The sequence below is a fragment of the Mesorhizobium sp. M0195 genome, from assembly GCF_040322115.1.
GTDB lineage: Bacteria > Pseudomonadota > Alphaproteobacteria > Rhizobiales > Rhizobiaceae > Mesorhizobium.
This window is the reverse complement of record NZ_JAMYSV010000001.1, coordinates 614,260-637,657: the sequence shown is the minus strand read 5'-3', so window position 1 is coordinate 637,657 and position 23,398 is coordinate 614,260. Positions and strand designations below refer to the sequence as shown.

Genomic DNA, 23,398 nt, shown 5'->3' with positions numbered 1-23,398 from the left:
CTCAGCCCTTCACCGCCGCGACAATCTTCTTGGCTGCGTCATCGAGGTCATCGGCCGACACCACGTTCAGTCCGCTGTCGTTGATGATCTTCTTGCCGAGCTCGGCATTGGTGCCTTCCAGCCGCACCACCAGCGGCACTTGCAGGCCGACCTCCTTGACCGCGGCGATGACGCCCTCGGCGATGATGTCGCACTTCATGATGCCGCCGAAGATGTTGATCAGGATGCCTTTGACCGCCGGATCCTTGGTGATGATCTTGAACGCCGCCGTCACCTTTTCTTTCGACGCGCCGCCGCCGACATCGAGGAAGTTGGCGGGCTCGGCGCCGTAGAGCTTGATGATGTCCATCGTCGCCATGGCGAGGCCGGCGCCGTTGACCATGCAGCCGATATTGCCGTCGAGCGCGACATAGGCGAGGTCGTATTTCGACGCCTCGATCTCCTTCTCGTCCTCTTCGGTGGTGTCGCGCAATTCAAGCACGTCCGGGTGACGGAACAACGCATTGTTGTCGAACGACACTTTTGCGTCGAGCACGCGCAGCCGGCCGCTCTTCATGACGATCAGCGGGTTGGCCTCGAGCAGGCTCATGTCCTTCTCGACAAAGGCCTTGTAGAGGATCGGAAACAGCGTGGAGCCGTCCTTGGCGGCGTCGCCGTCGAGCCTCAGTGCGGCGTTGAGCTTCTTCACATCGTCGGCCGTCACGCCCTTTTCCGGGTCGATGGCGACGGTAATGATCTTTTCCGGCGTGTCGTGGGCGACCGCCTCGATGTCCATGCCGCCCTCGGTCGAGACGACGAAGGCGACGCGCCCGACCGAGCGGTCGACCAGGATCGACAGATAGAGTTCGCGCTCGATGTCGGCGCCGTCCTCGATATAGAGCCGGTTGACCTGCTTGCCGGACGGGCCGGTCTGCTTGGTGACCAGCGTGTGGCCGAGCATCTCTTTGGCGTTGGCGACGACCTCGGCCACCGACTTCGCCAGCCTGACGCCGCCCTTGGCATCGGGCCCGAGCTCCTTGAACTTGCCCTTGCCGCGGCCGCCGGCATGGATCTGGCTCTTGACCACATAGAGTGGGCCGGGCAGCGCCTTGGCGGCAGCTTCCGCCTCGCTCGCCTTGAACACCGGCACGCCCTCGGCCACCGGTGCGCCAAAGCCTTTCAGCAGCGCCTTGCCCTGATACTCATGGATGTTCATGCGCTATGTCTCCAGCTTGCTTGGCGGGCTTGGTTACCGGCTTACTTGGCCGCGAGATGTGGAGCGATCTTGACGCAGGCGTCGCACAGGCCCTGCACCGCCGCGACCGAATTGTCGAACATCTTCTGCTCGTTCTTTGTGAGCTCGATCTCGATGATCCGCTCGACGCCGCCGGCGCCGATCACCACGGGAACGCCGACATAGGTGTTCTTGACGCCATATTGGCCGGAGAGGTACGCCGCACAGGGCAGCACCCGCTTCTTGTCCTTGAGATAGGCTTCGGCCATGGCGATGGCCGAGGCGGCCGGCGCATAAAAGGCAGAGCCGGTCTTGAGCAGGCCGACGATCTCGGCGCCGCCGTCGCGGGTGCGCTGCACGATCTGGTCGAGCCGCTCCTTCGAGGTCCAGCCCATCTTGATGAGGTCGGGCAACGGGATGCCGGCAACCGTCGAATAGCGGATCATCGGCACCATGGAATCGCCATGGCCGCCGAGCACGAAGGCGGTGACGTCCTCTACCGAGACCTTGAATTCCTCGGCCAGGAAATAACGGAAGCGCGAACTGTCGAGCACGCCGGCCATGCCGACGACATGGCTCTTGGGCAGGCCGGAAAACTTCTGCAGCGCCCAGACCATGGCGTCGAGCGGGTTGGTGATGCAGATGACGAAGGCTTTCGGCGCGTATTTCTTGAGGCCGGCGCCGACCTGCTCCATCACCTTCAGATTGATGCCCAGAAGATCGTCGCGGCTCATGCCGGGTTTGCGCGGCACGCCGGCGGTGACGATGCAGACGTTGGCGCCCTCGATACCGGCATAGTCGTTGACGCCGGTCAGCCTGGAGTCGAACCCATCGACCGGCGACGACTGCGCGATGTCCAGCCCCTTGCCTTGCGGGATGCCTTCGGCGATATCGAACAGCACGACGTCGCCGAGATCCTTGAGGCCGACCATGTGGGCGAGGGTGCCGCCGATCATGCCCGAGCCGATGAGCGCTATCTTGTTGCGTGCCATGTCAGGATGTTTTCCCTTTGATATGACGGCGCCCAAATCCTTGACGATTTGATGACGGCGTCGGAGGAAGAGGCCGGAATGCTGCGGAACCGCGAAATTCGCCGCACGCAATAGCCCCGGCCGCACAAAAATTCAAACGATTATTTTCCAGTGAACAATTTCAATCGGTTAGAAACAATGGGACTTACGTAAACGTCAAAATTCTGAAGCCGACTAGAGGAATTCTACACAATGGCACTGGAAATCAGAAGGCTGTTTCCTGGCGATGACGTCCTTGTGATGCGGGCTGCCGACGAAGTCTTCGACGAGCCGGTCAGGCCGGATCGGCTCTCCGCCTATCTTGCGGAGCCCGGTCATTTCATGGTCGTGGCCCTCGCCGACGGCATCGTCGTTGGCCAATGCGCAGCCGTCATCCACCGCCACCCGGACAAGGTGAGCGAACTCTACATAGACGAGGTCGGCGTGGCGCCGGCCTTTCAACGCCAGGGCATTGCGACGAGGATGCTCGACGCCATGTTCGCACTCGGTTGCGAGCATGGCTGTGAGGAGGCGTGGGTCGGCACCGAGCCGGACAATGTTGCTGCTCGCGCACTTTACGAGTCGCGAAAAGAGCCGCGTGGGCCGGCGGAGGGGTTCGTCATGTATGTTTATCGGTTATAGGCGCCGGCGGCAGGGCCTCTTCTGTACTATCCCTCACGCCTAAGCCTGCCGTGCCTCGGTCGATGATCCCCGCGCCCTCTGCCTCTCCGCCCAGTTCTCCAGCCAGTCGTGGCTCTGCATCTCGATCAGCCGCGATGCGGTGCGCTCGAACTCGAAGACTTCGTTGCCGCGCTTGGCCGTATAGAGCTGCGCCGGCGGTGCCGCGGCGCTCATCACCAGCCGTACATGATGATCGTAGAGCGTATCGACCAGCAGGATGAAGCGCTTGGCTTCGTTGCGCTTGCCTTCGCCGAGCACCGGCACCCGGTCGATGACGATGGTCGAGAAACGGCGGGCAATGGCAAGATAGTCGCGGGCCCCGAGCGGCCTCTCGCAGAGATCGGCGAACGAAAACCGCGCCGCCTCGCCGGCAGCACGCGGCACCACGACATGTCGGCCCTTAACCGTCAGCATCGTCTCGGCCGACGGCCTGCCATGCGTCATCACCGCCCACAGCTCGTCGAGCGCATGGTCGGCGGCGGCATCGGCCGGGGTGATGTAGACCGGCATGCGGCTGAGCTTGTCCAGGCGGTAATCCTTGTCGGCGTCCAGCGCCAGCACGTGCGCGTGGCGCTCCAGGATAGCGACAAACGGCAAAAACAACTGACGGTTCAGGCCGTCGCGGTAGAGATCCTGCGGCGCGACATTGGAGGTGGCGACCAGCACCACGCCATTGGCAAACAACGCCGAAAACAACCTGGACAGGATCATCGCATCGGCGATGTCGGTGACCGAAAATTCGTCGAAGCACAGCACCCAGGCTTCCTCGGCAAGCGCGCGCGCCACCGGCGGGATCGGGTCGTCCTCCTTGACCGTACGCTCTTTACGCGCCTGCCGGTGCTTCTGGATGCGGTCCTGCACGTCGGCCATGAAATCGTTGAAATGCACGCGGCGCTTGCGCCGCACCGGCAACAGCTCGAAGAACATGTCCATCAGCATGGTCTTGCCGCGGCCGACGCCGCCATGGATATAGAGGCCCTTGACCGCCTCGTGCCCCTCGCGCTTGCGGGCGAACAACCACCCCAGCGCGCTTGATTTATGCGCCAGCCGCTTTGCCGATATCTCGTCGATCAGCCGGTCGAGCGCAGCGGCGATCCGCTCCTGCGCCGGATCGCGCCCGATGGCGCCCGTCTCGACCAGATGGTCATAGCGCTGCTTGACGGTCGCATGGGTCTGGAGGCCGTCACGCAGATGCATCGGTCACGTCGTTCCGGAGCAATTCCAAGAAAAGTGTGTAGCGGTTTTCTGTCCGGAATTGCGTAAAAAACAAAAGAGAGCAATTCCAGGAAAAGTATGTAGCGGTTTTCCGTCCGGAATTGCGTACCAATGGGGGCCGTTCTCTTACCTTGTAAGCGAGATCGGCAGGCCGTTGGAAGTCTGGCCGTCGAATTTCTCGCCGCCCGAGGAATAAAGCCGTGCCAGCGTGCCGCCATTCTCGTCATAGAGCGTCAGTTGCTTGCCGGCGACGTTCCAGGATTTGATGCCGTCGATCGGCGCCGGGCAATGCAGCGGTCCGGCGCGGTAGCCCGACCCGAATTTGGTCTGCGGCGTCGCCACCTGACAGCTCTGGCCGGACACGCTTGCTTTCCACACACCAGCGACGCTAGAGGCGGTCAGGTCGGCCGCACCGGCCGGCGCCGTCCCGTCGGGCGGCAGCGAGGCGACCTGCGTGTTCTGCGGCGCAGTCGGAAATTTCGACGGGTCGGCGGCGCCGGGTGTCGCCGGTGGCGGCAACTGGTTTGCAGTCACCTTGCCGGCAGGCGCAGCTTCCAGCGGCGCCGGCTGCTGCTCGTCCATCGATGAGAACCGCGAGGTCGAACAGCCGCTCGCAACGAGCGCGGCCAGCGATACGGCCAGCAGGCCGGTTTTCGAAAATTTCATTCTTCAACCTCCGTCGGATCGAGCTGGGGAAGCCGTCCGCGCAATGTCCCCCTCACCAAGATGGAGAAGGTGGCGAAATTTCAACCCGATATGGTTAAAATACGGTTTGCGCCGCTAATGTTGCAAATTTGTCGCAAAATGCACATTGCCTGAATTGCGTCGCGCCTTGGCCTTTGGCCGGCCTCTCCGGTTGATGCGATACGGCGCGCTGGCGTCAAATCCTTGGCGTTTCCTTGGCGTTCACCTCAATGCTTGTGCGGGCCGGCTCCGGCATTATCTCTTGGCGATCAGCAAGCTGCAGGGAGCCGATTTCTTGGCCGCGAGAAAGAGAGCCGCCAACCGCTATTACAGCGGGCCGCCCAGCGATCATTTCGACGGCACCTTGTTCTTCAATCCCGACGGCCGGCCGCCGGGTCGCTTTGCCGATCTGTTGAAGTGGCAACTGAGCCGCGAGCGCTCGAAATGGCCGACGGCGGATCCGAGCCCGTTTCCGCCGGCAAGACCGGTCGAGCGCATCGATGGTTCTGCGCTGCGCCTCACCATGGTCGGTCATTCCTCGCTGCTCGTCCAGACAGCAGGCCTGAACATCCTGACCGATCCGGTCTGGTCGCGGCGTGTCTCGCCGCTCTCCTTCGCCGGGCCGAAACGCGTCAATCCGCCCGGCATCGCCTTTTCCCATTTGCCGCCGATCGACCTCGTGCTGGTCAGCCACAACCATTACGACCATCTCGACCTCGCCACGCTGAAGCGCCTGAAGACAAAACACGACCCGCTGCTGCTGACGCCGCTCGGCAACGACACAATCGTCGGCGCCGCCGTGCCCGGTATGCGGCTTTCCGCGCATGACTGGGGCGACCGGGTCGATATCGGCGATGGCGTCGCCGTCCATGTCGAGCCGGTGCATCACTGGTCGGCCCGCGGTACTCGCGACCGGCGCATGGCGCTATGGGCGGGTTTCGTCGTCGAGACGCCCGACGCAAAGATCTATTTCGCCGGCGACACCGGCTTCCACGGCGGCATCAATTACCGGCTGATGGCGCAAAAGCACGGCGGCTTCCGCCTCGCCATCCTGCCGATCGGCGCCTACGAGCCGCGCTGGTTCATGGCGCCTCATCACCAGGATCCGGAAGAGGCGGTGCAAGGCATGCTTTTGTGCAACGCCGCCTATGCCGCCGGCTGTCACTGGGGCACGTTCCGGCTCACCAACGAGCCGATCGAGGAGCCGCCCAGAAAGCTCGGTGAAGCGCTCGATGCTGCCGGCCTGCCGCGGCAACGTTTTCGCGCCTTGCGGCCGGGCGAAGTCTGGGACGTGCCGGAGGTTGAGCGCGGCGGAACCTGAGGCATCACATAGACGTTTGTAGGTTGTTCAAACCTGTCGGTTGCGAGGTGCCTCTTATGATCAGGTGGATTATCATTCTTTTGATTATCGCGGCCGCGGCGAGCCTGCTCGGCATGCCGGCACTGGCCGGAGCCGCCGCCACCGGCGCGCGCATCCTCATCGGCATCGTGCTGATCATCTTCCTGCTGATCGTGCTTGGCGTCTTCGCGGTGACGTGAAAATCACGCCGCGCTGGTAATTTCTGCCGCTATCCGCCATATAGGCGCCAAACCGGCAAGAGACCTTTCGATCGATGGCAAGCGCGGCCCCTTTCGCCAAGATGAACGGCATCGGCAACGAAATCATCGTTGCCGATATGCGTGGCCGTGCCGATCGCGTGACGTCTGCGGCAGCCGTCGCGCTCAATGCCGACACGTCGACCCGGTTCGACCAGATCATGGCGATCCACGACGCCAGGACGCCGGGCACCGCCTTTTTCATCGATATCTTGAATTCCGACGGGACCAGCGCGCAAGCTTGCGGCAACGGCATGCGCTGTGTCGTCCAGGCGCTCGCCGCCGAGACCGGCCAGAAGACATTTGCCTTTGAAACAGTCGCCGGCATCCTAAACGCCGAGGAACATGCCGACGGAATGATCTCGGTCGACATGGGCAGGCCGCGCTTTGGCTGGCAGGACATCCCGCTGGCCGAGGAATTCCGTGACACCCGCATGATCGAGCTGCAGATCGGCCCGATCGATGCCCCGGTGCTGCATTCGCCGTCGGTCGTCTCGATGGGCAATCCGCACGCTATCTTCTGGGTCGACCGCGACGTCTGGTCCTACGAGCTCGAGCGCTTCGGCCCGCTGCTCGAAAACCACCCGATCTTCCCCGAGCGCGCCAACATCACCATCGCGCAGGTGACTTCGCCGGAGACCATGATCATCCGCACCTGGGAGCGCGGCGCCGGCCTGACCAGGGCCTGCGGCTCGGCCGCTTGCGCCGCCGTGGTCGCCGCGGCCCGCACCCGGCGCACCGGCCGCAGCGTCACGCTGATGACGCCCGGCGGCGGCTCGCTGCATGTTCTGTGGCGCGACGACGACCACGTCATCCTCACCGGTGCCGCCGAATGGGAATTTTCCGGCAGCTTCGATCCGGCGACCGGGGCGTGGGCTCGCGACACCGAAAGCGCCGCCTGATGGCTCCTCTTGGCAACAAGGGCATCGAGGTCGTCACCTTCGGTTGCCGGCTGAACACCTATGAATCCGAGGTGATGCGGCGTGAAGCCGAAAGTGCGGGCCTCGGCGGCCTCGAAGGCGGCGCCATCATCTTCAACACCTGCGCCGTCACCGGCGAGGCTGTACGCCAGGCCAAGCAGTCGATCAGAAAAGCCCGCCGTGAGAACCCGGCCGCCCGCATCATCGTCACCGGCTGCGCCGCGCAGACCGGCCCGCAGGATTTCGTCGCCATGGACGAGGTCGACCTCGTCCTCGGCAATGAGGAAAAACTGAAGGCGCATTCCTATCGCGCGCTGCCGGATTTCGGCGTCAACGACACCGAAAAGGCGCGCGTCAACGATATTTTTTCGGTACGCGAGACGGCCGCCCACATGGTCGACGCCATCGAGGGCCGGGCACGCGCTTTCGTCCAGGTGCAGAACGGCTGCGACCACCGCTGCACCTTCTGCATCATTCCCTACGGTCGCGGCAATTCGCGCTCGGTGCCGATGGGCGCCGTGGTCGAGCAGGTCAAGCGACTCGTCGGCAATGGTTATGCCGAGATCGTGCTGACCGGCGTCGACATGACCAGTTTCGGCGCCAACCTGCCTGGCGCACCGAAGCTCGGCAAATTGGTCAAGACCATCCTGAGGCAGGCGCCCGACATGAAACGCCTGCGGCTTTCCTCCATCGATTCGATCGAGGCCGACGACGATCTGCTGGACGCCATCGCCACCGAGCCGAGGCTGATGCCGCATCTGCATCTGTCGCTGCAATCGGGTGACGAGATGATCCTGAAGCGGATGAAGCGCCGGCACAGCCGCGACCAGTCGATCCGCTTTTGCGAGGATGTGCGCAAACTGCGCCCCGGTATCGTTTTCGGCGCAGACATCATCGCCGGCTTCCCGACCGAGACGGACGCAATGTTCGAAAACTCGCTGGAGATCGTCGAGGAATGCGGCCTGACGCATCTTCATGTCTTCCCGTTTTCGCCGCGCGAAGGCACGCCCGCCGCGCGCATGCCGCAGCTCCGCCGCGACGTCGTCAAGCAACGCGCGGCACGCCTGCGCACCGCCGGCGAGGCCGCCTATCGCCGCCATCTTGCCTCGCTCGCCGGAACGCATCAGTCGATCCTGGTCGAGCGTGACGGCCTTGGCCGCACCGAGGGGTTTACGCTGGCAGTGTTGTCGGCGGGCGCGCCGGGCGACATCGTCGAGGCTGATATCGCCGGCCATGACGGTATCAGACTGATCGCCGCGCCGCTTGCCGCCCGCGGCGTCTGAGAGCGCAAGACATGGCTGGTTTTTTCAAGAAGATATTTTCGTTCGGCAAGAAGGAAGTGGTCGAGGGGCGGCCCGACGAGACCGCACCGCTGCCGCCGATCAAATGGGACGAACTGGAGGCGCTGAAGCCGGCCGCCGAGCAGACCGTTCCGGAGTTTTTGAAACGCGAAGAGCCTCGCTCCGAGACCGAAGCCGTACCGCCGGTCGAGGCGGAAGCGCCCGCGCCGCAGCCGGCGCCTGTTGAAGAGGCCGAGCCCGAGCCTGCGCCGACCCTTCCGCCCGAGCAGGACACCCAGCCAGAACCCGCTCCGGAGCCAGAGGCGCCTGCCGAACAGGCGGCGTCAGACGCCGCTCCCGTCGTTCCCGAGCCAGCCCCGGAGCCAGAGCCGGAGGAAATTCCTGAGGCAGAGCCGACGCAGCCAGAAATCGTCCAGACTGAGCCTCCGCCATCCGAACGTGGCGCTGCCCCTCATCCGCCTGCAGGCACCTTCTCCCCTTATAGTGACGGGGAGAAGGGTGCTGATCGTCACGCCGAGCCTCGTTTTGAAAGCGGCAAAGAAAAAGCTCCGGCGCTGACGCCCCCCTCTCCCCGTCCCTTACGGGGGTCCGAAGGACGGGCGAGACAAGCGGCTCGCCCCGGAACGGGTAGGGGTGAGGGGCAGCGCCAACCTGCGCAAGACGCGGCACCCGCTGCCGAAATCACGCCAGCGCCGCCGCCGGCCGAAATCCCGCCGCCGATCCGCCAGCCAGCGCCCGTCGAGACGAAGCCGCCGCTCGCCGAGATCGCGCCCGAGCCGGAGGCCGTCCCGCAACCATCGCCGGAGCCAAAGCCCGCCTCCGGCAAAGTCACCGTAACCAAGAAGGTCGAGCAGAAAGCCGAGCCGCAGAAGGCGCCCGAACCGGCGCCGAGGCGCTCCTGGTTCCAGCGCATGCGAGACGGGCTTGCGCGCTCCTCCCGGGAGTTGTCGGGCAACATCGCCGGCGTCTTCACCAAGCGGAAACTCGACGAGGACACGCTGCAGGACCTGGAGGACGTGCTGATCCGCGCCGATCTCGGCATGGAGACGGCTTTGCGCGTAACCGATGCACTCTCCGCCAGCCGCTACGGCAAAGACGTCTCCGATACCGAAGTCCGCGCCATCATGGCGGCCGAGGTGGAGAAGGTGCTGTCCCATGTCGCCATGCCGCTGGAACTCGACCTCAGCCATAAGCCGCATGTCATCCTGGTGGTCGGCGTCAACGGCACCGGGAAAACAACGACTATCGGCAAGCTCGCCGCAAAGCTCACCGATGGCGGCCTTTCGGTGATGCTCGCCGCCGGCGATACTTTCCGCGCAGCCGCGATCGAGCAGCTGAAGATCTGGGGCGAGCGCACCAACTCGCCAGTCATTGCCTCGAAGCTCGGCGCCGACGCCGCTGGCCTCGCCTATGACGCATTCGAGCGGGCGAAGGAGGCCGGCTCCGACGTGCTGATCATCGACACCGCCGGGCGGCTGCAGAACAAGACCGAGCTGATGGCGGAACTGGAAAAGATCGTCCGCGTGCTGGGCAAGCTCGATGCGGAAGCGCCGCACACGGTGCTGCAGACGGTCGATGCCACCACCGGCCAGAACGCGCTCAACCAGGTCGAGATCTTCCGCAATGTCGCCGGCGTCAACGGCCTGGTGATGACCAAGCTGGACGGCACGGCGCGCGGCGGTATTCTGGTGGCGATCGCGGCAAAGCATAAATTGCCGGTCTATTTCATCGGCGTCGGCGAACAGGTCGACGACCTCGAACCCTTTTCCGCAAGCGAATTCGCCAGGGCGATCGCTGGCGTGGCTTGACGAGCATGATCCCAATAAGGTGCAGGCTTTTTGGATTGAATCATGCGTAAGAAGGACCTTATGAGCCCACCCATTCTCGAACGCGACCCATCCGACCCGCAAAAGCAGAAGAAGGAAGCCGTCAATCCGCTGCTCAAGCTGGTGCTGGAGCTTGGCCCGCTGATGGTATTCTTCTTCGCCAATGCGCGCGGCGCATGGCTGGTGCAGAAATTCCCGGCGCTGGGCGAGTTCGGCGGACCGATCTTCGTCGCGACCGGCCTGTTCATGGCCGCGACCGCGATCGCGCTGATCGCTTCCTGGCTGCTGACCCGTACCTTGCCGATCATGCCGATGGTGTCGGGCGTCGTCGTCTTCATCTTCGGCGCGCTGACGCTCTATCTGCAAGACGATATCTTCATCAAGATGAAGCCGACCATCGTCAACACGCTGTTCGGCGGCGTGTTGCTCGGCGGCCTGTTCTTCGGCAAATCGCTGCTCGGCTATGTCTTCGAATCGGCCTTCAATCTCGACGCCGAGGGTTGGCGCAAGCTCACCTTCCGCTGGGGCCTGTTCTTCCTGTTCCTAGCCCTTGTCAACGAAGTGGTCTGGCGGAATTTTTCCACCGATACATGGGTTACCTTCAAGGTTTGGGGCATCATGCCGATCACGCTTCTGTTCACCTTCAGCCAGATGCCGCTGATCCTGCGCCATTCGCTCGAGGACAAGACCGAGAAAGCGGGAAACGCCGGCAAGTAGCAATTCCAGGAAAGGTCTGTGCAGCGGTTTCCCCTGGGAATTGCGTCAGAATAGGAGGGGACGAGGATGGAATTCATCATCACGCGCGACGAGCTGAGGACGATCTACAAGACGCCTCGGCCGACCGACGGCTCGATCCGCAAGGAATTGAAGACATTGGACGGCCACTGCCGTTCCTTCATCGGCAAGAGCCCGTTCGTGCTGATCGGCTCGTCCGACGGCGCCGGCAATGCCGATGTGACGCCCAAGGGCGACAGGCCGGGCTTTGTGGCAGTGCTCGACGAGAAGACCATCGCCATCCCCGACCGGCCGGGCAACAACCGGCTCGACACGCTGGAGAACATTCTTCTCAATCCCTCGGTCGGGCTGCTCTTCCTCATTCCCGGCATGAACGAGACGCTGCGTGTCAACGGCGATGCCCGCATCACCGTCGATGCGGCATTGCGCGAGCGGCTGGCGGTCGACGGCAAGGCACCGCAAAGCGTCGTCGTGGTGACGGTCAAGGCCGCCTATATGCATTGCGCCAAGGCCTTCATGCGCTCCGAACTGTGGAAGCCCGAAACCTGGTACGACCGCGCGACGCTGCCGACGCTCGGCCAGATCCTGCGCGACCAGCTGGCGCTTGCCGAAACGGCGGAGGCCACCGACCGCTGGCTTGACGAGGATTACAAGCAGACCATGTGGTAGCGTGCCCGGCAACGAATCGCCGAGCCGCTCCCTTTGCTGAACATTCTCGCCATTTCCGGCAGCCTGCGCGCCGCCTCGACCAATTCGGCCCTGGTCGCGGCCCTCACGCAAAACGCGCCGCCGGACTGTCACGTCTCCGTTTATGACGGGCTTGGTCGGCTGCCGATCTTCAACCCCGACGACGAAGGCGAGCGGACGCCGCCGCAAGCAGCGGCGCTGATCGATGCGGTCACCGCCACTGACGGCGTCATCGTCTCCTGCCCGGAATACGCACACGGCGTGCCAGGCGGCCTGAAGAACGCGCTCGACTGGCTGGTGTCGCGCGATGCCGCCGTCGGCAAGCCAGCCATGCTGGTGCATGCCTCGCCGCGCTCGCTGTTTGCCCGCGCCGCACTGGTCGAGGTCATGCGGACAATGTCTTTCGCGCTCTATGAGGAAGCAGCGCTCGAAATCGCGCTGCTCGGCAAGAGGCGGCCGGAGGTGGAGAAAATCCTGGCGGAACCGGAAAACCGGCTGGCGATGCGCGGCGCCGTTTCGGATTTCGCCGAGTTCATCCGCGTCGGCTGAGCGGCGCTCAACCCTTGCCTCTCCGCGTCTCGACGTCGGTCTCGCCGACGAACCAGTCGCGTGCAGCGACCTCCTCGAAGACCACCCAGACATCGTTGTTGGTCAGGCCGGTGACGCCGGTTATGGCCGCTGTCACCTGGGCGGCGATCGCGGCCTTTTTGCCGGCCGGGTCATCGGCAATCACCTCCTTGACCAGGCGGATGTTCACGAATGGCATGGGTCCCTCCCTTGGATATGCTTGGCGGCCGCTCAGTAGGTTTTGGCGCCGTTGACCATGAGCCGGACCATGTAGAGCGAAGTCGTGCCGGCGATATAGAGGCAGTTCAGCTTGTTGCCGCCGAACACGCAATTGGCAACGACTTCCGGTACCTTGACCTTGCCGATCAGCGTCCCGTCTGGATCGTAGCAGTGGATGCCGTCGGCGGCGCTGGTCCAGATGCGGCCGTCCGCATCCAGCCTGAAACCGTCGAACAGGCCGGCGGTGCAGTCGGCAAAGACCTTTCCGCCTGAGACCGTCTTGCCGCCCTGGCCGACATTGAACACCCGGATGTGCGCCGGGTTTTGCGCACCATGCGTGCGGCCGGTGTCCGCGACATAGAGCTGGCGCTCGTCGAGCGAGAAGGCGAGCCCGTTGGGCCTGACCATGTCGGTGATCACCGCCTCGGTCTCGCCGGTGCCGGGATCGACCCGATAGACATGGCAGGCGCCGATCTCGCTTTCGGCCTTGTCGCCCTCGTAATCGGTATCGATGCCGTAGCTCGGATCGGTGAACCAGATCGAGCCATCGGACTTGACCACCGCGTCATTGGGCGAGTTCAGCCGCTTGCCGCGCCATTTGTCGGTGATGGTGATGACCGAGCCGTCATGCTCGGTGCGGCTGACACGGCGGCCGGAATGCTCGCAAGTAACCAGCCGGCCTTGCCGGTCGACGGTGTTGCCGTTGGAATTGCCCGACGGCTGACGGAACACGCTGACACTGCCGTCGGTCTCGTCGTAACGCAGCATGCGATTGTTCGGGATGTCGGACCATACCACATAGCGCCCGGCTGCAAACCAGGCCGGTCCTTCCGCCCATCGGCAGCCGGTAAACAGCCTGTCGACCTGTGCATTGCCGTTGAACAGCCGCGAAAAGCGCGGATCGAGAACTTCGTAGAATTCGCTGGCCATGGTTCCTCCCGGTAGCAGTCGCTTGGCGAGGCGCGATCAAGCCAGCCTGCGATCGATATGGCAAGATCGATGATGCGTCAGAAGCATTGTGGAAGCGAATGCTGGCCCGGACGGCAGGTGACATCCGGTTAACCGGCTATGCGCCCAGCGCAATGGTGCATTGCAACATCTTATTTTTGCAACGCACCATAACTATGTCATGCTTCGTATCGATCAAGGGAGGAACAACTGGCCGCAAATGCGGCGCAAAAGGAGACTCGCTATGATCATCGACAGCCTCATGAGCCGCGCTCGCGCCAGCATCGCCAAGCGCCGGCATTACAACCGCCTCGTCGCCGAAATCGACAGCTTCACCAGCCGCGACCTCGCCGACATGCGCGCCGACCGCTCAGAAATGCTCTACCAGGTCCACAAGCAGATCTACGGCTGAGTCTTCGGTCGACCTATCACAAACGGCGGGCAATCAGCCCGGCACGGCCAGCGCCTTCTCGATCTCCGGCAGCAGCAGCGTCTGCGCCGAGTCCGGCGTCAGCGGCCCGACATGCTTGTAGGCGATCTTGCCATCCTTGCCGATGACGAAGGTCTCCGGCACACCGTAGACACCCCAGTCGATCGCCGTGCGCCCGGCCTGGTCGACGCCGATCGCCTGGAACGGATTGCCGAGATCGCCAAGGAACCGACGGGCGTTTTCCGGCTGGTCCTTGTAGTTCAACGCTGCCATGACGAAGCGTCTGTCCTGCGACAGCGCCAGCAGCACCGGGTGCTCTTCGCGGCACGGCGCGCACCACGACGCGAAGACGTTGACCAGCGTCACCTTGCCGGCGAACTGTTTTGAATCGAGGCCCGGCAAATTGGTGCCCTCGAGCGCCGGCAGGTTGGTCTGCGGCGCCGGCAGGCCGATCAGCGCCGACGGCACTTCCGACACGTCGCGCCCGGACAAGAGCTGCGCCAGGAACAATCCCGCCAGCCCGAGAAAGACCAGCAGCGGCAGCAGCACGATCAGGCGGCGGCGCGCCGGTGTTTCCGTTTCCGTGCTCATGGCTTGACTGCCCTATCGGAGCGCCGGCGCACGCCGGATGCTTCCAGCTCGGCGAGTTCTCGCTTGCGGCCGCGCTGGTCCAGCAGGATCCAGCCGATCAGCCCGCCCAGCACCACGGCCGTGATCGCATAGGCGGCGGTGACATAAAGCGCGTGTACGCTCATGCTTTTCGCTCCGCGGCGCTTTCCAAACGGTCCGTCTCGCCTTGTTCCGACATGTCTTCTCTTAACGCCGCGCCATCGGCTCCGCAATTGTTCGCCGCGCCGCAGGGATGAGCTGAAGCCAACACATCAATCCGTTCCGTGCCGCAGCGCCAGCGCCGCCGCCACCGGCCCGAGCACGGCAAGGAACAGGGTCAGCGCGGCAAGAATGAGGAAGGGCTGCAGGAACGGATCGGGGTCCGCTACCGCGCCATAGCTTGCCGATACGCCGAAGATCAGCACGGGAATGGTCAGCGGCAGTACCAACACCGAGATCAGCAGCCCGCCGCGCGGCAACGCTACCGCCACCGCAGCACCGGCGGCACCGATGAAAGTAATCGCCGGCGTGCCGACCAGCAGCGTCAGCGCCGTGGCGCCGATGCCGGCCGGCTCCATGTTCATGAACAGGCCAAGCAGGGGAGCGGCGACGACCAGCGGCAGCACGCTTCCCGCCCAATGCGCCAGGCATTTCGTCAGCACGGTCAAGACCAGCATTTGCCGGTCGTTGCCAAGCACCAGAAGATCGAGAGAGCCGTCTTCCCGATCAGCCTGGAACAGCCGGTCGAGGCCGAGCAGGCAGGCAAGCAAGGCGGCAATCCACAGGATCGCCGGGCCGATGCGGGCCAGCAGCCTCAGGTCGGGACCGACGCCGAAGGGGATGGTCGCGATGACGGCGAGAAAGAAAATCACTCCAGTCAGCGCTCCGCCGCCGGCGCGGATGCTCAGGCGGATGTCGCGCAGGAAGAGGGACCACATTATGGTTTGGTCCCGATGCAGGCGTGAAGGCCAAGCAAAGGATGGAGTTCCGTCGCAGGACAGAGGGGGGCGCCGTAGAGCACCAACATCAAACGGCCTCGCCCATCACCAGCCCTTGTGCCCGCTCGATCCCCAGCGGCAAATGCGTCGCCGCGACCACGATCCCACCACTCTCGAGGTGCTTCTCCATCAATTCGCCGACTCTCTCCTCCGAAACCTTGTCCAGTCCTGCGGTCGGCTCATCAAGCAGCCACAATGGCCGATGGCTGACCAGCAGTTTTGCAATCGCCGCGCGCCGGCGCTGGCCGGTCGAGAGATAGCCGAACGGCAGATGGCCGATGCGGCCCAGGCCGACGGTTTCCAGCGCCTCTTCGACACCCGCAGAGCCCGCGCCCGAAAAATCGCGCCAAAAGCACAGATTCTCCTTGACGCTCAGCGCCGTCTTCATCGCGTTGAGGTGGCCGAGATAGTGACAGGCCGAGGCGACCGACGGGAAGTCTTCGCCACCACCTTCGAACCGCACACGGCCTGCCGCCACCGGCAACAGACCGGCGATGATCCTGAGCAGCGTCGATTTGCCGGCGCCGTTCGCCCCGGTGACGACCAGCGCCTGGCCATCCCCCAGCGCGAATTCGATGGCGGAAAATACCGACTCGCCGCCGCGTTCGCCGCCCAGATTTTCGGCGATCAGCCGCATCCGTTCCCCTTCGCCGAAAAGTACAAATGCGGCTTCGGTGCGCCGCAGCAAAAATGGCGATTCCGTGTCTAGAACTATTCCAGAAAATTCTCTATATCCGCATCATCCGTGCCAGCGGTCGGCGCGGGAACCGAATTTGCGCCGAACCAGCGCGCGTGCCGCCTTGAACGGCCCGGACGCTTGGGAACGGACAGCGGAAATGGCCGTACCCGCACCTTTGCGCGTGATTTGCATGCCCACTGGCGTCCGTTCCCTCCCGGCAACCGACAGTTAGGGATCGCACGTGTCCAAATCACTCGACAGCTTCAATTGCCGCCGCACGCTGACCGCCAGCGGCACCGAGTACATCTACTATGACCTTGTCGAGGCCGAAAAGAACGGCCTCACAGGCATTGCCCAATTGCCCTATTCGATGAAGGTGCTGCTGGAGAACCTGTTGCGCAACGAGGACGGCCGTTCCGTTACCAAGGAGAGCATCCAGGCGGTCGCCGGCTGGCTGACCGACCGGGGCACTGCCGGCGTCGAGATCGCCTATCGCCCGGCCCGCGTTCTGATGCAGGATTTCACCGGCGTTCCGGCTGTGGTCGACCTTGCCGCCATGCGCGACGCCATGGCCTCGCTCGGCGGCGACCCGCAAAAGATCAATCCGCTGGTGCCGGTCGATCTGGTCATCGACCATTCGGTCATCGTCGACGAATTCGGTACACCGCTGGCTTTCGCCCGCAATGTCGAGCTTGAATATGAGCGCAACGAGGAACGCTATAAATTCCTGAAATGGGGCCAGCAGGCGTTCCGCAATTTCCGCGTGGTGCCGCCCGGCACCGGCATCTGCCATCAGGTCAATCTCGAGTACCTCGGCCAGGTGGTGTGGACCAACAGCGAAGACGGCGAGACCACCGCCTATCCCGACACCTGCGTCGGCACCGATTCGCACACCACCATGATCAACGGTCTTGGCGTGCTCGGCTGGGGCGTCGGCGGCATCGAGGCGGAGGCCGCGATGCTCGGCCAGCCGGTTTCCATGCTGCTGCCGGAAGTCATCGGCTTTCGCCTCACCGGCAGGCTGAGGGAAGGCGTCACCGCCACCGACCTGGTGCTCACAGTCACCCAGATGCTGCGCAAGAAGGGCGTCGTCGGCAAGTTCGTCGAATTCTTCGGTCCGGGCCTGTCCAACATGACGCTGGCCGATCGCGCCACCATCGGCAACATGGCGCCGGAATATGGTGCCACCTGCGGCTTCTTCCCGGTCGACAGCGAAACCCTCCGCTATCTGACCATGTCCGGTCGCGACGAAGGCCGCATCGCCCTGGTCGAGGCTTATTCGAAGGCGCAAGGCTTGTGGCGCGATGCCGGCTCGGCCGATCCGGTCTTCACCGACCTGCTGGAGCTCGATCTCGGCAGTGTCGTCCCGTCGATGGCCGGCCCGAAGCGGCCGGAAGGCCGGGTCGCACTTGAAGACATTCCGGCTGGCTTCGCCAAGGCCATGGAGTCCGAATACAGGAAGGCCGCCGAAATCGACAAGCGCTATGCCGTCGAGGGCACGAGCTACGATCTTGGCCATGGCGATGTGGTCATCGCCGCCATCACCTCCTGCACCAACACATCGAACCCGAGCGTGCTGATCGGCGCCGGGCTGTTGGCGCGCAATGCCAACCGGCTCGGCCTCAAGCAGAAGCCGTGGGTCAAGACCTCATTGGCGCCGGGCAGCCAGGTCGTCGCCGAATATCTCGAGAAATCCGGCCTGCAGAAGGAGCTCGACCAGATCGGCTTCAACCTGGTCGGCTTCGGCTGCACCACCTGCATCGGCAATTCCGGCCCATTGCCGGCGCCGATCTCCAAGACCATCAACGATAAGGGCTTGATTGCTGCGGCAGTCTTGTCCGGCAACCGCAATTTCGAAGGCCGCGTCTCGCCCGACGTGCAAGCGAACTATCTCGCCTCGCCGCCACTGGTCGTCGCCCACGCGCTGGCCGGGACCGTGACCAAGGATCTGACCACCGAACCGCTCGGCGAGGATCGCAACGGCAATCCGGTCTATCTCAAGGATATCTGGCCGAGTTCGGTCGAGATCCAGGAATTCATCGAGAAGAACGTCACGCGCGAATTGTTCGCCCGCAAATATGCAGACGTCTTCAAGGGCGACGAGTACTGGCAGAACGTCAAGGCGCCGGAAGGCCAGACCTATGCCTGGGACGACAATTCCACCTATGTGCAGAACCCGCCCTATTTCGCCGGCATGACGTCGGGCTTCGGCAAGATCGGCGATATCAAGGGCGCGCGTGTGCTCGGTCTGTTCGGCGACAAGATCACCACCGACCACATTTCGCCGGCCGGTTCGATCAAGGCGGCCTCGCCGGCCGGCAAGTACCTCACCGACCACGGCGTCGGCGTCGCCGATTTCAACCAGTACGGCACGCGCCGCGGCAATCATGAGGTAATGATGCGCGGCACCTTCGCCAACATCCGCATCCGCAACCACATGCTGGGCGAGAACGGCCGCGAGGGCGGCTACACCATCCATTACCCGTCGAAAGAAGAGGAATCGATCTACGACGCCGCCATGCGATACAAGAAGGAAGGCGTGCCGCTGGTCATCTTCGCCGGCGTCGAATATGGCAACGGCTCGTCGCGTGACTGGGCGGCCAAGGGCACCAATTTGCTGGGCGTCCGCGCGGTCATCGCCCAGTCCTTCGAGCGCATCCACCGCTCCAATTTGGTCGGCATGGGCGTGATCCCCTTCGTCTTCGAGGAAGGCACCTCATGGGCCTCGCTCAACCTCAAGGGCGACGAACTGGTCGAGATCGACGGACTGGGCAACATCAAGCCGCGGCAGAAGATGATCGCCAGGATCACCTACGGCGACGGCAGCGTCAAAGAGGTTCCGATCATCTGCCGCATCGATACGCTGGACGAGCTCGACTACTTCAAGAATGGCGGCATCCTGCAATACGTGCTGCGCGATCTGGCCGCTTAAGGGAGTAGGGCAATAAGGGAGTAGGGCAGTAGGGTGAAGCAAGGAGAAGCGACTTATCCCCTACTGCCCTACTGCCCTACTGCCCTACTGCCCTACTGCCCTACTGCCCTAATTCCCGGCTTTCCGAACCGCGCTGTCGCCGCCAGCAGCACGCCGAGCATCAGCCCGTTGAATATGTGCCACAGGAAATGCGTGCCGAGCGGAAAGCCGCCGCAGACCAGCGGATCGATCATCCGGCAGATGACCGACACGACGAAGATCGCCGAGCCCGCCAGATTGTACCAGCCGGCACGGTTGCCGCTGGCCGCCACCATGGCGCCGAAGAAGGCGAGCGCCAGGAAGGGCGGCAGATAGCCGGTCGTCCCGTTCGACGCCTGGCGCAGCCAGTCGGGCACGGCAAAGGTCACCAGCCCGGCGACGGCATAGAAGGCGACGAAAATGGCCATCGCCTTGCCCCATTTCATGCCGAGAAAACGCCGCAGGTTGAACAGCGTGTAGGCCAGCGTGAACCCGGCGATCGGCAGCACGTCGGCCCAGACCGTGCCACGGTTGGCAAAGGTGTGGAACAGCGACGAGCCGACGCCGATCGCCACCACCCACCAGGCCAGCACTTCGGCGAAGGTGCCGGTGCCGCGCTTGCGCACCTGCCAGACACCCCATAGCCCGGCGGCAAAAAAAGCCAGATTGCTCAGCGCATTGAGCGGCTCGGCCCAGAATTCCGGCCCCGTCCGTTCGCAATAGAGGTCGACCGGCGCCAGGAGAGATTGCCACATGCTGATTGCCGCCCGAATCGCTTCCATCGTAAAGTGCAAGTCCACCTATTGCGCCCTTGCCAGCGGTTGCAACGGCAAAATTTCACCGCAACGTGACTTCCCGTTGACTGCCGCTTCTGCCACATATTTCGACAACCAGAACAAAGCCGGCGTCACCGGCGGGATCGGAACGGCTATGCCATCTCGAAGACCATTGCGGCTTGCGGCCCTTGCGCTGGCCCTCTCGGCGTTTGCCGGCAGGGCCCTTGCCGAGCCAACCGACAAGCCATTAGGCGTCGTCGAGCTCTTCACCAGCCAGGGATGCAACTCCTGTCCGCCGGCAGATGAATTCTTCGCCGAGCTCGCCGCCAAAGAGGACATCGTCGCGCTCGCCTATCATGTCGATTATTGGGATTACCTCGGCTGGCAGGACACGCTGAGCCGCAAGGAAAATACCGAGCGGCAATACGAGTATATGCGCGCCTTCGGCAGTCGTTCCGTCTACACCCCGCAAGCCGTCATAAACGGCCGCAGCCATGTCAACGGCGCCAGCCGCAAGGAAGTCGACGGCGCGCTGGCCCGCATGGAGAGGGTCGGCGAAGGCATGCGCGTCGGCATCAAGGTCAGCCGGACCAGCGATCGCGTCATGATCGATGCCGGCGACGCTGTGACCGGCCCAACCGACGCGCATGTCGTCATCGTCTATTTCAATCCGCCGCAGACGATAAAGATCGGCAAGGGCGAAAACAGCGGCCGCAGCATGACCTACTGGAACGCCGTCTCCAGCATCCAGACCGCCGGCATGTGGCACGGCAAGGCGCAGCGCTACGAACTGCCGATGAGCGAGATCGCCAAGAAGGGCGGCTGCGCCGTGCTGCTGCAGTCGGTCGGCAAGGACGGCATGCCCGGGCCGATCCTGGGCGCAGCCTTTATCCGCAAGCCTTAGATAGGGCGCCCCCCGTTCTCCCCTTGTTGTGGGAGAAGGGATAACCGCGCTCAAGCCTCCGACGACAGCCTATCTGGATGGATCGCATCGCCACGGCTAATAAAAAACCGGCGTCAGCTTGCTTCTGACGCCGGTCATTTAGGTTTTGGGATCGTCGCACCCGATCTTTCCAAGGAAAAACCGAGGTTGGTTCGATCCGACGCAGACCCGTGGGCGGGGGGCTTGGGGTTTACGAGCCGGTGCCGGACCGAACCGTCTCAGGCAACGCCGGTAAATTCGTCGGACATTGGGGCATGAGCACGGATAAAAAAAGGCAGGATTGTGGCAAAGCATCACCAATTTCAACAGGCGTTTCGCAAACGTGACTGGACGCTGGAGAAACCGCGCGGTGCTGCCGTTGCCCGGCCGGGCCTTGCAATTCGGCAACGAAAGCGCCAACTTTGGTCGGCGTACGATTCATTGCGAGGATCCAGGCATGACTGATCGCAGCAGCGGGACGGAGGATGGGGACGCATCCGCAATATTGATCCCGCTGCATGAGGCAAGACGCGAACGCCTCGACCAGCCGGTGCGGTTCGACCGGCGCGAACTGGACCAGATCCTCAGGCTCTACGGCCGTATGGTTGCCGCCAATGAGTGGCGCGACTATGCCATCGACCATCTCGCCGACCGCGCCGTTTTTTCCGTCTTCCGCCGCACCAGCGAAGTGCCGCTTTTCCAGATCGTCAAGGATCCGAAGCTGGCGCGCCGGCAAGGCGCGTTCGCCGTCATCGCCGCCGGCGGGCGCATCCTCAAGCGCGGCCAGGAACTCGGCCGGGTGCTTGGCGTGTTCGACCGAACACTGAAGCTGGTCGAAGCGTAACCCTTTATTTTTGCAGGCGGAACTTGCGCTCGGGCAGCGATTGCGGATCAGGCGGGATGGACGCACCGCCGTTGATCGGCAGCTGCATGAAAACCGTGTCCAGCCAGCGTCCGTGCTTATAGCCTGAGCCTTCCAGGCGGCCGGAATGACGAAAGCCGAGCTTCTCGTGCAACCTTACCGAGGCGCTGTCGGGCCGGCCGTCGCCGATCACCGCGATGATCTGGCGAAAACCCGCCGCCTTGGCCGCTTCGATCAGCCCTTGCATCAAGAGCAGCCCGACGCCTTGCCCTTTGGCCTCGGGCGCGACATAGACGGAATCCTCGACGACGAAGCGGTAGGCCGGGCGCGGCCGGAACGCCCCGGCATAGGCATAGCCGAGCACGGCGCCGGCCTTTTCCGCAACGAGATAGGGAAAGCCGCCCGCCATCAGAGTGTCGAAGCGCGTGCCCATCTCGGCGCGGCTCGGCGGTTCGAGTTCGTAGCTCGCCGTGCCGTTTATCACCGCGTCGGCATAGATTTCCGTGATCTGGTCAAGGTCGGCCAATGTCGCGGCGCGTATCGTGATGCTGCTCATAATTTAGGCACGTCGTTCATCTGCCCTATATCACAGCAAAAGCCGGGACAAAAGAAAAGGGCGGCCATTGGGCCGCCCTTTCCAAACTCGCTGGTCCAGGAAAACCGTACTTAGCGACGGTCGCCCATGAACTGCAGCAGAAACATAAACAGGTTGATGAAGTCGAGATAGAGCCTCAATGCGCCCATGATCGCCTTGCGGCCGGCGACATCGGTCTCGTCGCCCTCGAAGTACATCTCCTTGATGTTCTGCGTGTCGTAGGCGGTGAGGCCAGCGAAGATCAGCACGCCGATCGCCGAAACGGCGAAGGAAAGCGCCGACGACTGCAGGAAGATGTTGATCACCATCGCGATGATCAGGCCGACCAGGCCCATGACCAGGAACGACCCGAACGCCGAGAGATCGCGCTTGGTCGTGTAGCCGTAGAGCGACAGCCCGCCAAAGGCGGCGGCGGTGGCGAAGAAGGTCTGCGAGATGCTGGCGGTGGTGTAGACCAGGAAGATCGACGACAGCGACAGGCCGACGAGGCCGGCGTAGACCCAGAATGTCGTCTGCGCGGCCGAAACGCTCATCGACTGGACGCGGAACGACAGGAACATCACCGCTGCCAGCGGGGCGAAGATCACCAGCCATTTCAGCGGCGAGCCGAAGATCGCGTAGCCGAACGAGGTCAGCATCTCGCCGCTTGGCAACGTCGCGACCGCCGAGGCGGGATCGCTGGTAGTGGCCAGCATGATTGTGCCGACCGCGGCAAGGCCGGTGATGAGGAGGCCAAGCCCCATCAGATTGTAGACCTTAATCATGTAGGCCCGCAGGCCCTGGTCGATGGCAGCATCGACGCCGGCGCCGGGCACGGCGCGCGTCTGATAATTGCGAACGGGATCAGCCATGGAAATCCTCATATTGCTTCTGCCCCGTCCGGTGTCAGGTCCTTTTGAACCCAGGCGCCGCTGGCGGGGCTCCAGCATGCCTGCGCCGAAATATGATGGTTCTTGGCGTAAAGGACAAGACCGT

The 23,398-nt window shown here is 63.5% G+C and carries 26 protein-coding genes; 13 read left to right on the top strand and 13 right to left on the bottom strand.

Annotated features, from left to right (window positions below):
* Nucleotide 1: 1 nt before the first annotated feature.
* Both sucC and mdh read right to left on the bottom strand, forming a co-directional pair.
* Nucleotides 2–1,195, bottom strand: coding sequence for an ADP-forming succinate--CoA ligase subunit beta (sucC, locus tag NKJ12_RS03220; RefSeq protein ID WP_352701242.1), 1,194 nt, complete (start codon nucleotides 1,193–1,195; stop codon nucleotides 2–4).
* A gap of 41 nt (nucleotides 1,196–1,236) precedes the next feature.
* Nucleotides 1,237–2,205 carry a malate dehydrogenase gene (mdh, locus tag NKJ12_RS03215; RefSeq protein ID WP_352701241.1) on the bottom strand — a complete coding sequence of 323 codons (969 nt, stop codon included), beginning with the start codon at nucleotides 2,203–2,205 and terminating at the stop codon, nucleotides 1,237–1,239.
* A 231-nt stretch (nucleotides 2,206–2,436) separates the two neighbouring features.
* Between mdh and NKJ12_RS03210 the strand changes: the two genes are divergently transcribed.
* Nucleotides 2,437–2,865, top strand: coding sequence for a GNAT family N-acetyltransferase (locus NKJ12_RS03210; RefSeq protein ID WP_352701240.1), 429 nt, complete (start codon nucleotides 2,437–2,439; stop codon nucleotides 2,863–2,865).
* A 39-nt stretch (nucleotides 2,866–2,904) separates the two neighbouring features.
* Here the strand turns inward: NKJ12_RS03210 and zapE are convergent, their stop codons facing one another.
* Together zapE and NKJ12_RS03200 are read right to left on the bottom strand one after the other, a co-directional pair.
* Nucleotides 2,905–4,101 carry a cell division protein ZapE gene (gene zapE, locus NKJ12_RS03205; RefSeq protein ID WP_352701239.1) on the bottom strand — a complete coding sequence of 399 codons (1,197 nt, stop codon included), beginning with the start codon at nucleotides 4,099–4,101 and terminating at the stop codon, nucleotides 2,905–2,907.
* A 144-nt stretch (nucleotides 4,102–4,245) separates the two neighbouring features.
* On the bottom strand, nucleotides 4,246–4,785 hold the full coding sequence (locus NKJ12_RS03200; protein WP_352479663.1) for a protease inhibitor Inh/omp19 family protein: 540 nt from the start codon (nucleotides 4,783–4,785) through the stop codon (nucleotides 4,246–4,248).
* Nucleotides 4,786–5,098: 313 nt separating this feature from the next.
* Here NKJ12_RS03200 and NKJ12_RS03195 point away from each other — a divergent pair, with 313 nt between their 5' ends.
* The 8 genes from NKJ12_RS03195 to NKJ12_RS03160 all read left to right on the top strand — a co-directional run bounded on the left by NKJ12_RS03195 (nucleotide 5,099) and on the right by NKJ12_RS03160 (nucleotide 12,417).
* On the top strand, nucleotides 5,099–6,124 hold the full coding sequence (locus tag NKJ12_RS03195) for an MBL fold metallo-hydrolase (RefSeq protein WP_352701238.1): 1,026 nt from the start codon (nucleotides 5,099–5,101) through the stop codon (nucleotides 6,122–6,124).
* A gap of 56 nt (nucleotides 6,125–6,180) precedes the next feature.
* The gene (locus NKJ12_RS03190) at nucleotides 6,181–6,342 is read left to right on the top strand and encodes a DUF1328 family protein (protein ID WP_031195454.1); all 162 of its coding nucleotides are present in this window, start codon (nucleotides 6,181–6,183) and stop codon (nucleotides 6,340–6,342) included.
* 74 nt (nucleotides 6,343–6,416) lie between these two features.
* Entirely contained in the window at nucleotides 6,417–7,301 is an 885-nt protein-coding gene (dapF, locus tag NKJ12_RS03185; RefSeq protein WP_352649361.1) for a diaminopimelate epimerase, read from the top strand.
* Complete coding sequence (gene mtaB / locus NKJ12_RS03180; protein ID WP_352701237.1) at nucleotides 7,301–8,602, top strand: tRNA (N(6)-L-threonylcarbamoyladenosine(37)-C(2))-methylthiotransferase MtaB; 1,302 nt, start codon at nucleotides 7,301–7,303, stop codon at nucleotides 8,600–8,602. The genes dapF and mtaB overlap by 1 nt, the downstream gene beginning before the upstream one ends.
* Before the next feature lie 11 nt (nucleotides 8,603–8,613).
* Nucleotides 8,614–10,428 (top strand): signal recognition particle-docking protein FtsY, encoded by a 1,815-nt coding sequence (ftsY, locus tag NKJ12_RS03175; RefSeq protein ID WP_352701236.1) that lies wholly within the window; start codon nucleotides 8,614–8,616, stop codon nucleotides 10,426–10,428.
* 60 nt (nucleotides 10,429–10,488) lie between these two features.
* Entirely contained in the window at nucleotides 10,489–11,163 is a 675-nt protein-coding gene (locus tag NKJ12_RS03170) for a septation protein A (RefSeq protein ID WP_352701417.1), read from the top strand.
* Nucleotides 11,164–11,229: 66 nt separating this feature from the next.
* Complete coding sequence (locus NKJ12_RS03165) at nucleotides 11,230–11,850, top strand: pyridoxamine 5'-phosphate oxidase family protein (RefSeq protein ID WP_352479669.1); 621 nt, start codon at nucleotides 11,230–11,232, stop codon at nucleotides 11,848–11,850.
* Nucleotides 11,851–11,883: 33 nt separating this feature from the next.
* A complete protein-coding gene (locus NKJ12_RS03160; protein WP_352701235.1) occupies nucleotides 11,884–12,417 on the top strand; it encodes an NADPH-dependent FMN reductase in 534 nt (177 codons plus the stop codon).
* A 7-nt stretch (nucleotides 12,418–12,424) separates the two neighbouring features.
* Here NKJ12_RS03160 and NKJ12_RS03155 read toward each other — a convergent pair whose 3' ends face one another.
* Nucleotides 12,425–12,634 carry a tautomerase family protein gene (locus NKJ12_RS03155; RefSeq protein ID WP_254817859.1) on the bottom strand — a complete coding sequence of 70 codons (210 nt, stop codon included), beginning with the start codon at nucleotides 12,632–12,634 and terminating at the stop codon, nucleotides 12,425–12,427.
* Between the two features lie 32 nt (nucleotides 12,635–12,666).
* Nucleotides 12,667–13,584 (bottom strand): SMP-30/gluconolactonase/LRE family protein, encoded by a 918-nt coding sequence (locus NKJ12_RS03150; protein ID WP_352479671.1) that lies wholly within the window; start codon nucleotides 13,582–13,584, stop codon nucleotides 12,667–12,669.
* 262 nt (nucleotides 13,585–13,846) lie between these two features.
* On the opposite strand from NKJ12_RS03150, the gene NKJ12_RS03145 reads away from it, so the two are divergent.
* Entirely contained in the window at nucleotides 13,847–14,014 is a 168-nt protein-coding gene (locus NKJ12_RS03145) for a hypothetical protein (protein WP_254817861.1), read from the top strand.
* A 33-nt stretch (nucleotides 14,015–14,047) separates the two neighbouring features.
* Here NKJ12_RS03145 and NKJ12_RS03140 read toward each other — a convergent pair whose 3' ends face one another.
* The 4 genes from NKJ12_RS03140 to ccmA form a co-directional block, all read right to left on the bottom strand.
* Nucleotides 14,048–14,623, bottom strand: coding sequence for a DsbE family thiol:disulfide interchange protein (locus NKJ12_RS03140; protein WP_254817862.1), 576 nt, complete (start codon nucleotides 14,621–14,623; stop codon nucleotides 14,048–14,050).
* On the bottom strand, nucleotides 14,620–14,787 hold the full coding sequence (ccmD, locus tag NKJ12_RS03135; protein WP_352479673.1) for a heme exporter protein CcmD: 168 nt from the start codon (nucleotides 14,785–14,787) through the stop codon (nucleotides 14,620–14,622). Before ccmD ends, NKJ12_RS03140 begins: the two co-directional genes overlap by 4 nt.
* 126 nt (nucleotides 14,788–14,913) lie before the next feature.
* Nucleotides 14,914–15,579, bottom strand: coding sequence for a heme exporter protein CcmB (gene ccmB / locus NKJ12_RS03130; protein WP_352701234.1), 666 nt, complete (start codon nucleotides 15,577–15,579; stop codon nucleotides 14,914–14,916).
* Between the two features lie 88 nt (nucleotides 15,580–15,667).
* Nucleotides 15,668–16,276 (bottom strand): heme ABC exporter ATP-binding protein CcmA, encoded by a 609-nt coding sequence (ccmA, locus tag NKJ12_RS03125; protein WP_352479675.1) that lies wholly within the window; start codon nucleotides 16,274–16,276, stop codon nucleotides 15,668–15,670.
* Nucleotides 16,277–16,559: 283 nt separating this feature from the next.
* Between ccmA and acnA the strand changes: the two genes are divergently transcribed.
* A complete protein-coding gene (acnA, locus tag NKJ12_RS03120; RefSeq protein WP_352701233.1) occupies nucleotides 16,560–19,250 on the top strand; it encodes an aconitate hydratase AcnA in 2,691 nt (896 codons plus the stop codon).
* Nucleotides 19,251–19,342: 92 nt separating this feature from the next.
* Here acnA and NKJ12_RS03115 read toward each other — a convergent pair whose 3' ends face one another.
* Nucleotides 19,343–20,023, bottom strand: a complete 681-nt coding sequence (locus NKJ12_RS03115; RefSeq protein WP_352701231.1) for a ceramidase domain-containing protein — start codon at nucleotides 20,021–20,023, stop codon at nucleotides 19,343–19,345.
* Nucleotides 20,024–20,198: 175 nt separating this feature from the next.
* Between NKJ12_RS03115 and NKJ12_RS03110 the strand changes: the two genes are divergently transcribed.
* Together NKJ12_RS03110 and NKJ12_RS03105 are read left to right on the top strand one after the other, a co-directional pair.
* The gene (locus tag NKJ12_RS03110) at nucleotides 20,199–20,948 is read left to right on the top strand and encodes a DUF1223 domain-containing protein (RefSeq protein ID WP_352470828.1); all 750 of its coding nucleotides are present in this window, start codon (nucleotides 20,199–20,201) and stop codon (nucleotides 20,946–20,948) included.
* 475 nt (nucleotides 20,949–21,423) lie between these two features.
* Entirely contained in the window at nucleotides 21,424–21,810 is a 387-nt protein-coding gene (locus NKJ12_RS03105; protein ID WP_031212724.1) for a DUF2794 domain-containing protein, read from the top strand.
* A 4-nt stretch (nucleotides 21,811–21,814) separates the two neighbouring features.
* On the opposite strand, the gene NKJ12_RS03100 is transcribed toward NKJ12_RS03105, so the two are convergent.
* Both NKJ12_RS03100 and NKJ12_RS03095 read right to left on the bottom strand, forming a co-directional pair.
* Nucleotides 21,815–22,384 carry a GNAT family N-acetyltransferase gene (locus tag NKJ12_RS03100; protein WP_352470829.1) on the bottom strand — a complete coding sequence of 190 codons (570 nt, stop codon included), beginning with the start codon at nucleotides 22,382–22,384 and terminating at the stop codon, nucleotides 21,815–21,817.
* Between the two features lie 110 nt (nucleotides 22,385–22,494).
* Nucleotides 22,495–23,274, bottom strand: a complete 780-nt coding sequence (locus NKJ12_RS03095; protein WP_254817871.1) for a Bax inhibitor-1/YccA family protein — start codon at nucleotides 23,272–23,274, stop codon at nucleotides 22,495–22,497.
* Between the last annotated feature and the right edge of the window lie 124 nt (nucleotides 23,275–23,398).

What these genes read in the sequence shown, in the direction of transcription:
- ftsY (WP_352701236.1), top strand. Translation starts at nt 8,614, where the DNA reads ATGGCTGGTTTTTTCAAGAAGATATTTTCGTTCGGCAAGAAGGAAGTG.
- NKJ12_RS03210 (WP_352701240.1), top strand. Translation starts at nt 2,437, where the DNA reads ATGGCACTGGAAATCAGAAGGCTGTTTCCTGGCGATGACGTCCTTGTG.
- ccmD (WP_352479673.1), bottom strand. Translation starts at nt 14,787, where the DNA reads ATGAGCGTACACGCGCTTTATGTCACCGCCGCCTATGCGATCACGGCC.
- NKJ12_RS03110 (WP_352470828.1), top strand. Translation starts at nt 20,199, where the DNA reads ATGCCATCTCGAAGACCATTGCGGCTTGCGGCCCTTGCGCTGGCCCTC.
- NKJ12_RS03105 (WP_031212724.1), top strand. Translation starts at nt 21,424, where the DNA reads ATGACTGATCGCAGCAGCGGGACGGAGGATGGGGACGCATCCGCAATA.
- NKJ12_RS03100 (WP_352470829.1), bottom strand. Translation starts at nt 22,384, where the DNA reads ATGAGCAGCATCACGATACGCGCCGCGACATTGGCCGACCTTGACCAG.
- dapF (WP_352649361.1), top strand. Translation starts at nt 6,417, where the DNA reads ATGGCAAGCGCGGCCCCTTTCGCCAAGATGAACGGCATCGGCAACGAA.
- zapE (WP_352701239.1), bottom strand. Translation starts at nt 4,101, where the DNA reads ATGCATCTGCGTGACGGCCTCCAGACCCATGCGACCGTCAAGCAGCGC.
- NKJ12_RS03145 (WP_254817861.1), top strand. Translation starts at nt 13,847, where the DNA reads ATGATCATCGACAGCCTCATGAGCCGCGCTCGCGCCAGCATCGCCAAG.
- mtaB (WP_352701237.1), top strand. Translation starts at nt 7,301, where the DNA reads ATGGCTCCTCTTGGCAACAAGGGCATCGAGGTCGTCACCTTCGGTTGC.
- ccmA (WP_352479675.1), bottom strand. Translation starts at nt 16,276, where the DNA reads ATGCGGCTGATCGCCGAAAATCTGGGCGGCGAACGCGGCGGCGAGTCG.
- NKJ12_RS03150 (WP_352479671.1), bottom strand. Translation starts at nt 13,584, where the DNA reads ATGGCCAGCGAATTCTACGAAGTTCTCGATCCGCGCTTTTCGCGGCTG.
- NKJ12_RS03140 (WP_254817862.1), bottom strand. Translation starts at nt 14,623, where the DNA reads ATGAGCACGGAAACGGAAACACCGGCGCGCCGCCGCCTGATCGTGCTG.
- NKJ12_RS03165 (WP_352479669.1), top strand. Translation starts at nt 11,230, where the DNA reads ATGGAATTCATCATCACGCGCGACGAGCTGAGGACGATCTACAAGACG.
- NKJ12_RS03170 (WP_352701417.1), top strand. Translation starts at nt 10,489, where the DNA reads ATGAGCCCACCCATTCTCGAACGCGACCCATCCGACCCGCAAAAGCAG.
- ccmB (WP_352701234.1), bottom strand. Translation starts at nt 15,579, where the DNA reads ATGTGGTCCCTCTTCCTGCGCGACATCCGCCTGAGCATCCGCGCCGGC.
- NKJ12_RS03190 (WP_031195454.1), top strand. Translation starts at nt 6,181, where the DNA reads ATGATCAGGTGGATTATCATTCTTTTGATTATCGCGGCCGCGGCGAGC.
- mdh (WP_352701241.1), bottom strand. Translation starts at nt 2,205, where the DNA reads ATGGCACGCAACAAGATAGCGCTCATCGGCTCGGGCATGATCGGCGGC.
- NKJ12_RS03095 (WP_254817871.1), bottom strand. Translation starts at nt 23,274, where the DNA reads ATGGCTGATCCCGTTCGCAATTATCAGACGCGCGCCGTGCCCGGCGCC.
- NKJ12_RS03155 (WP_254817859.1), bottom strand. Translation starts at nt 12,634, where the DNA reads ATGCCATTCGTGAACATCCGCCTGGTCAAGGAGGTGATTGCCGATGAC.
- NKJ12_RS03115 (WP_352701231.1), bottom strand. Translation starts at nt 20,023, where the DNA reads ATGTGGCAATCTCTCCTGGCGCCGGTCGACCTCTATTGCGAACGGACG.
- sucC (WP_352701242.1), bottom strand. Translation starts at nt 1,195, where the DNA reads ATGAACATCCATGAGTATCAGGGCAAGGCGCTGCTGAAAGGCTTTGGC.
- NKJ12_RS03200 (WP_352479663.1), bottom strand. Translation starts at nt 4,785, where the DNA reads ATGAAATTTTCGAAAACCGGCCTGCTGGCCGTATCGCTGGCCGCGCTC.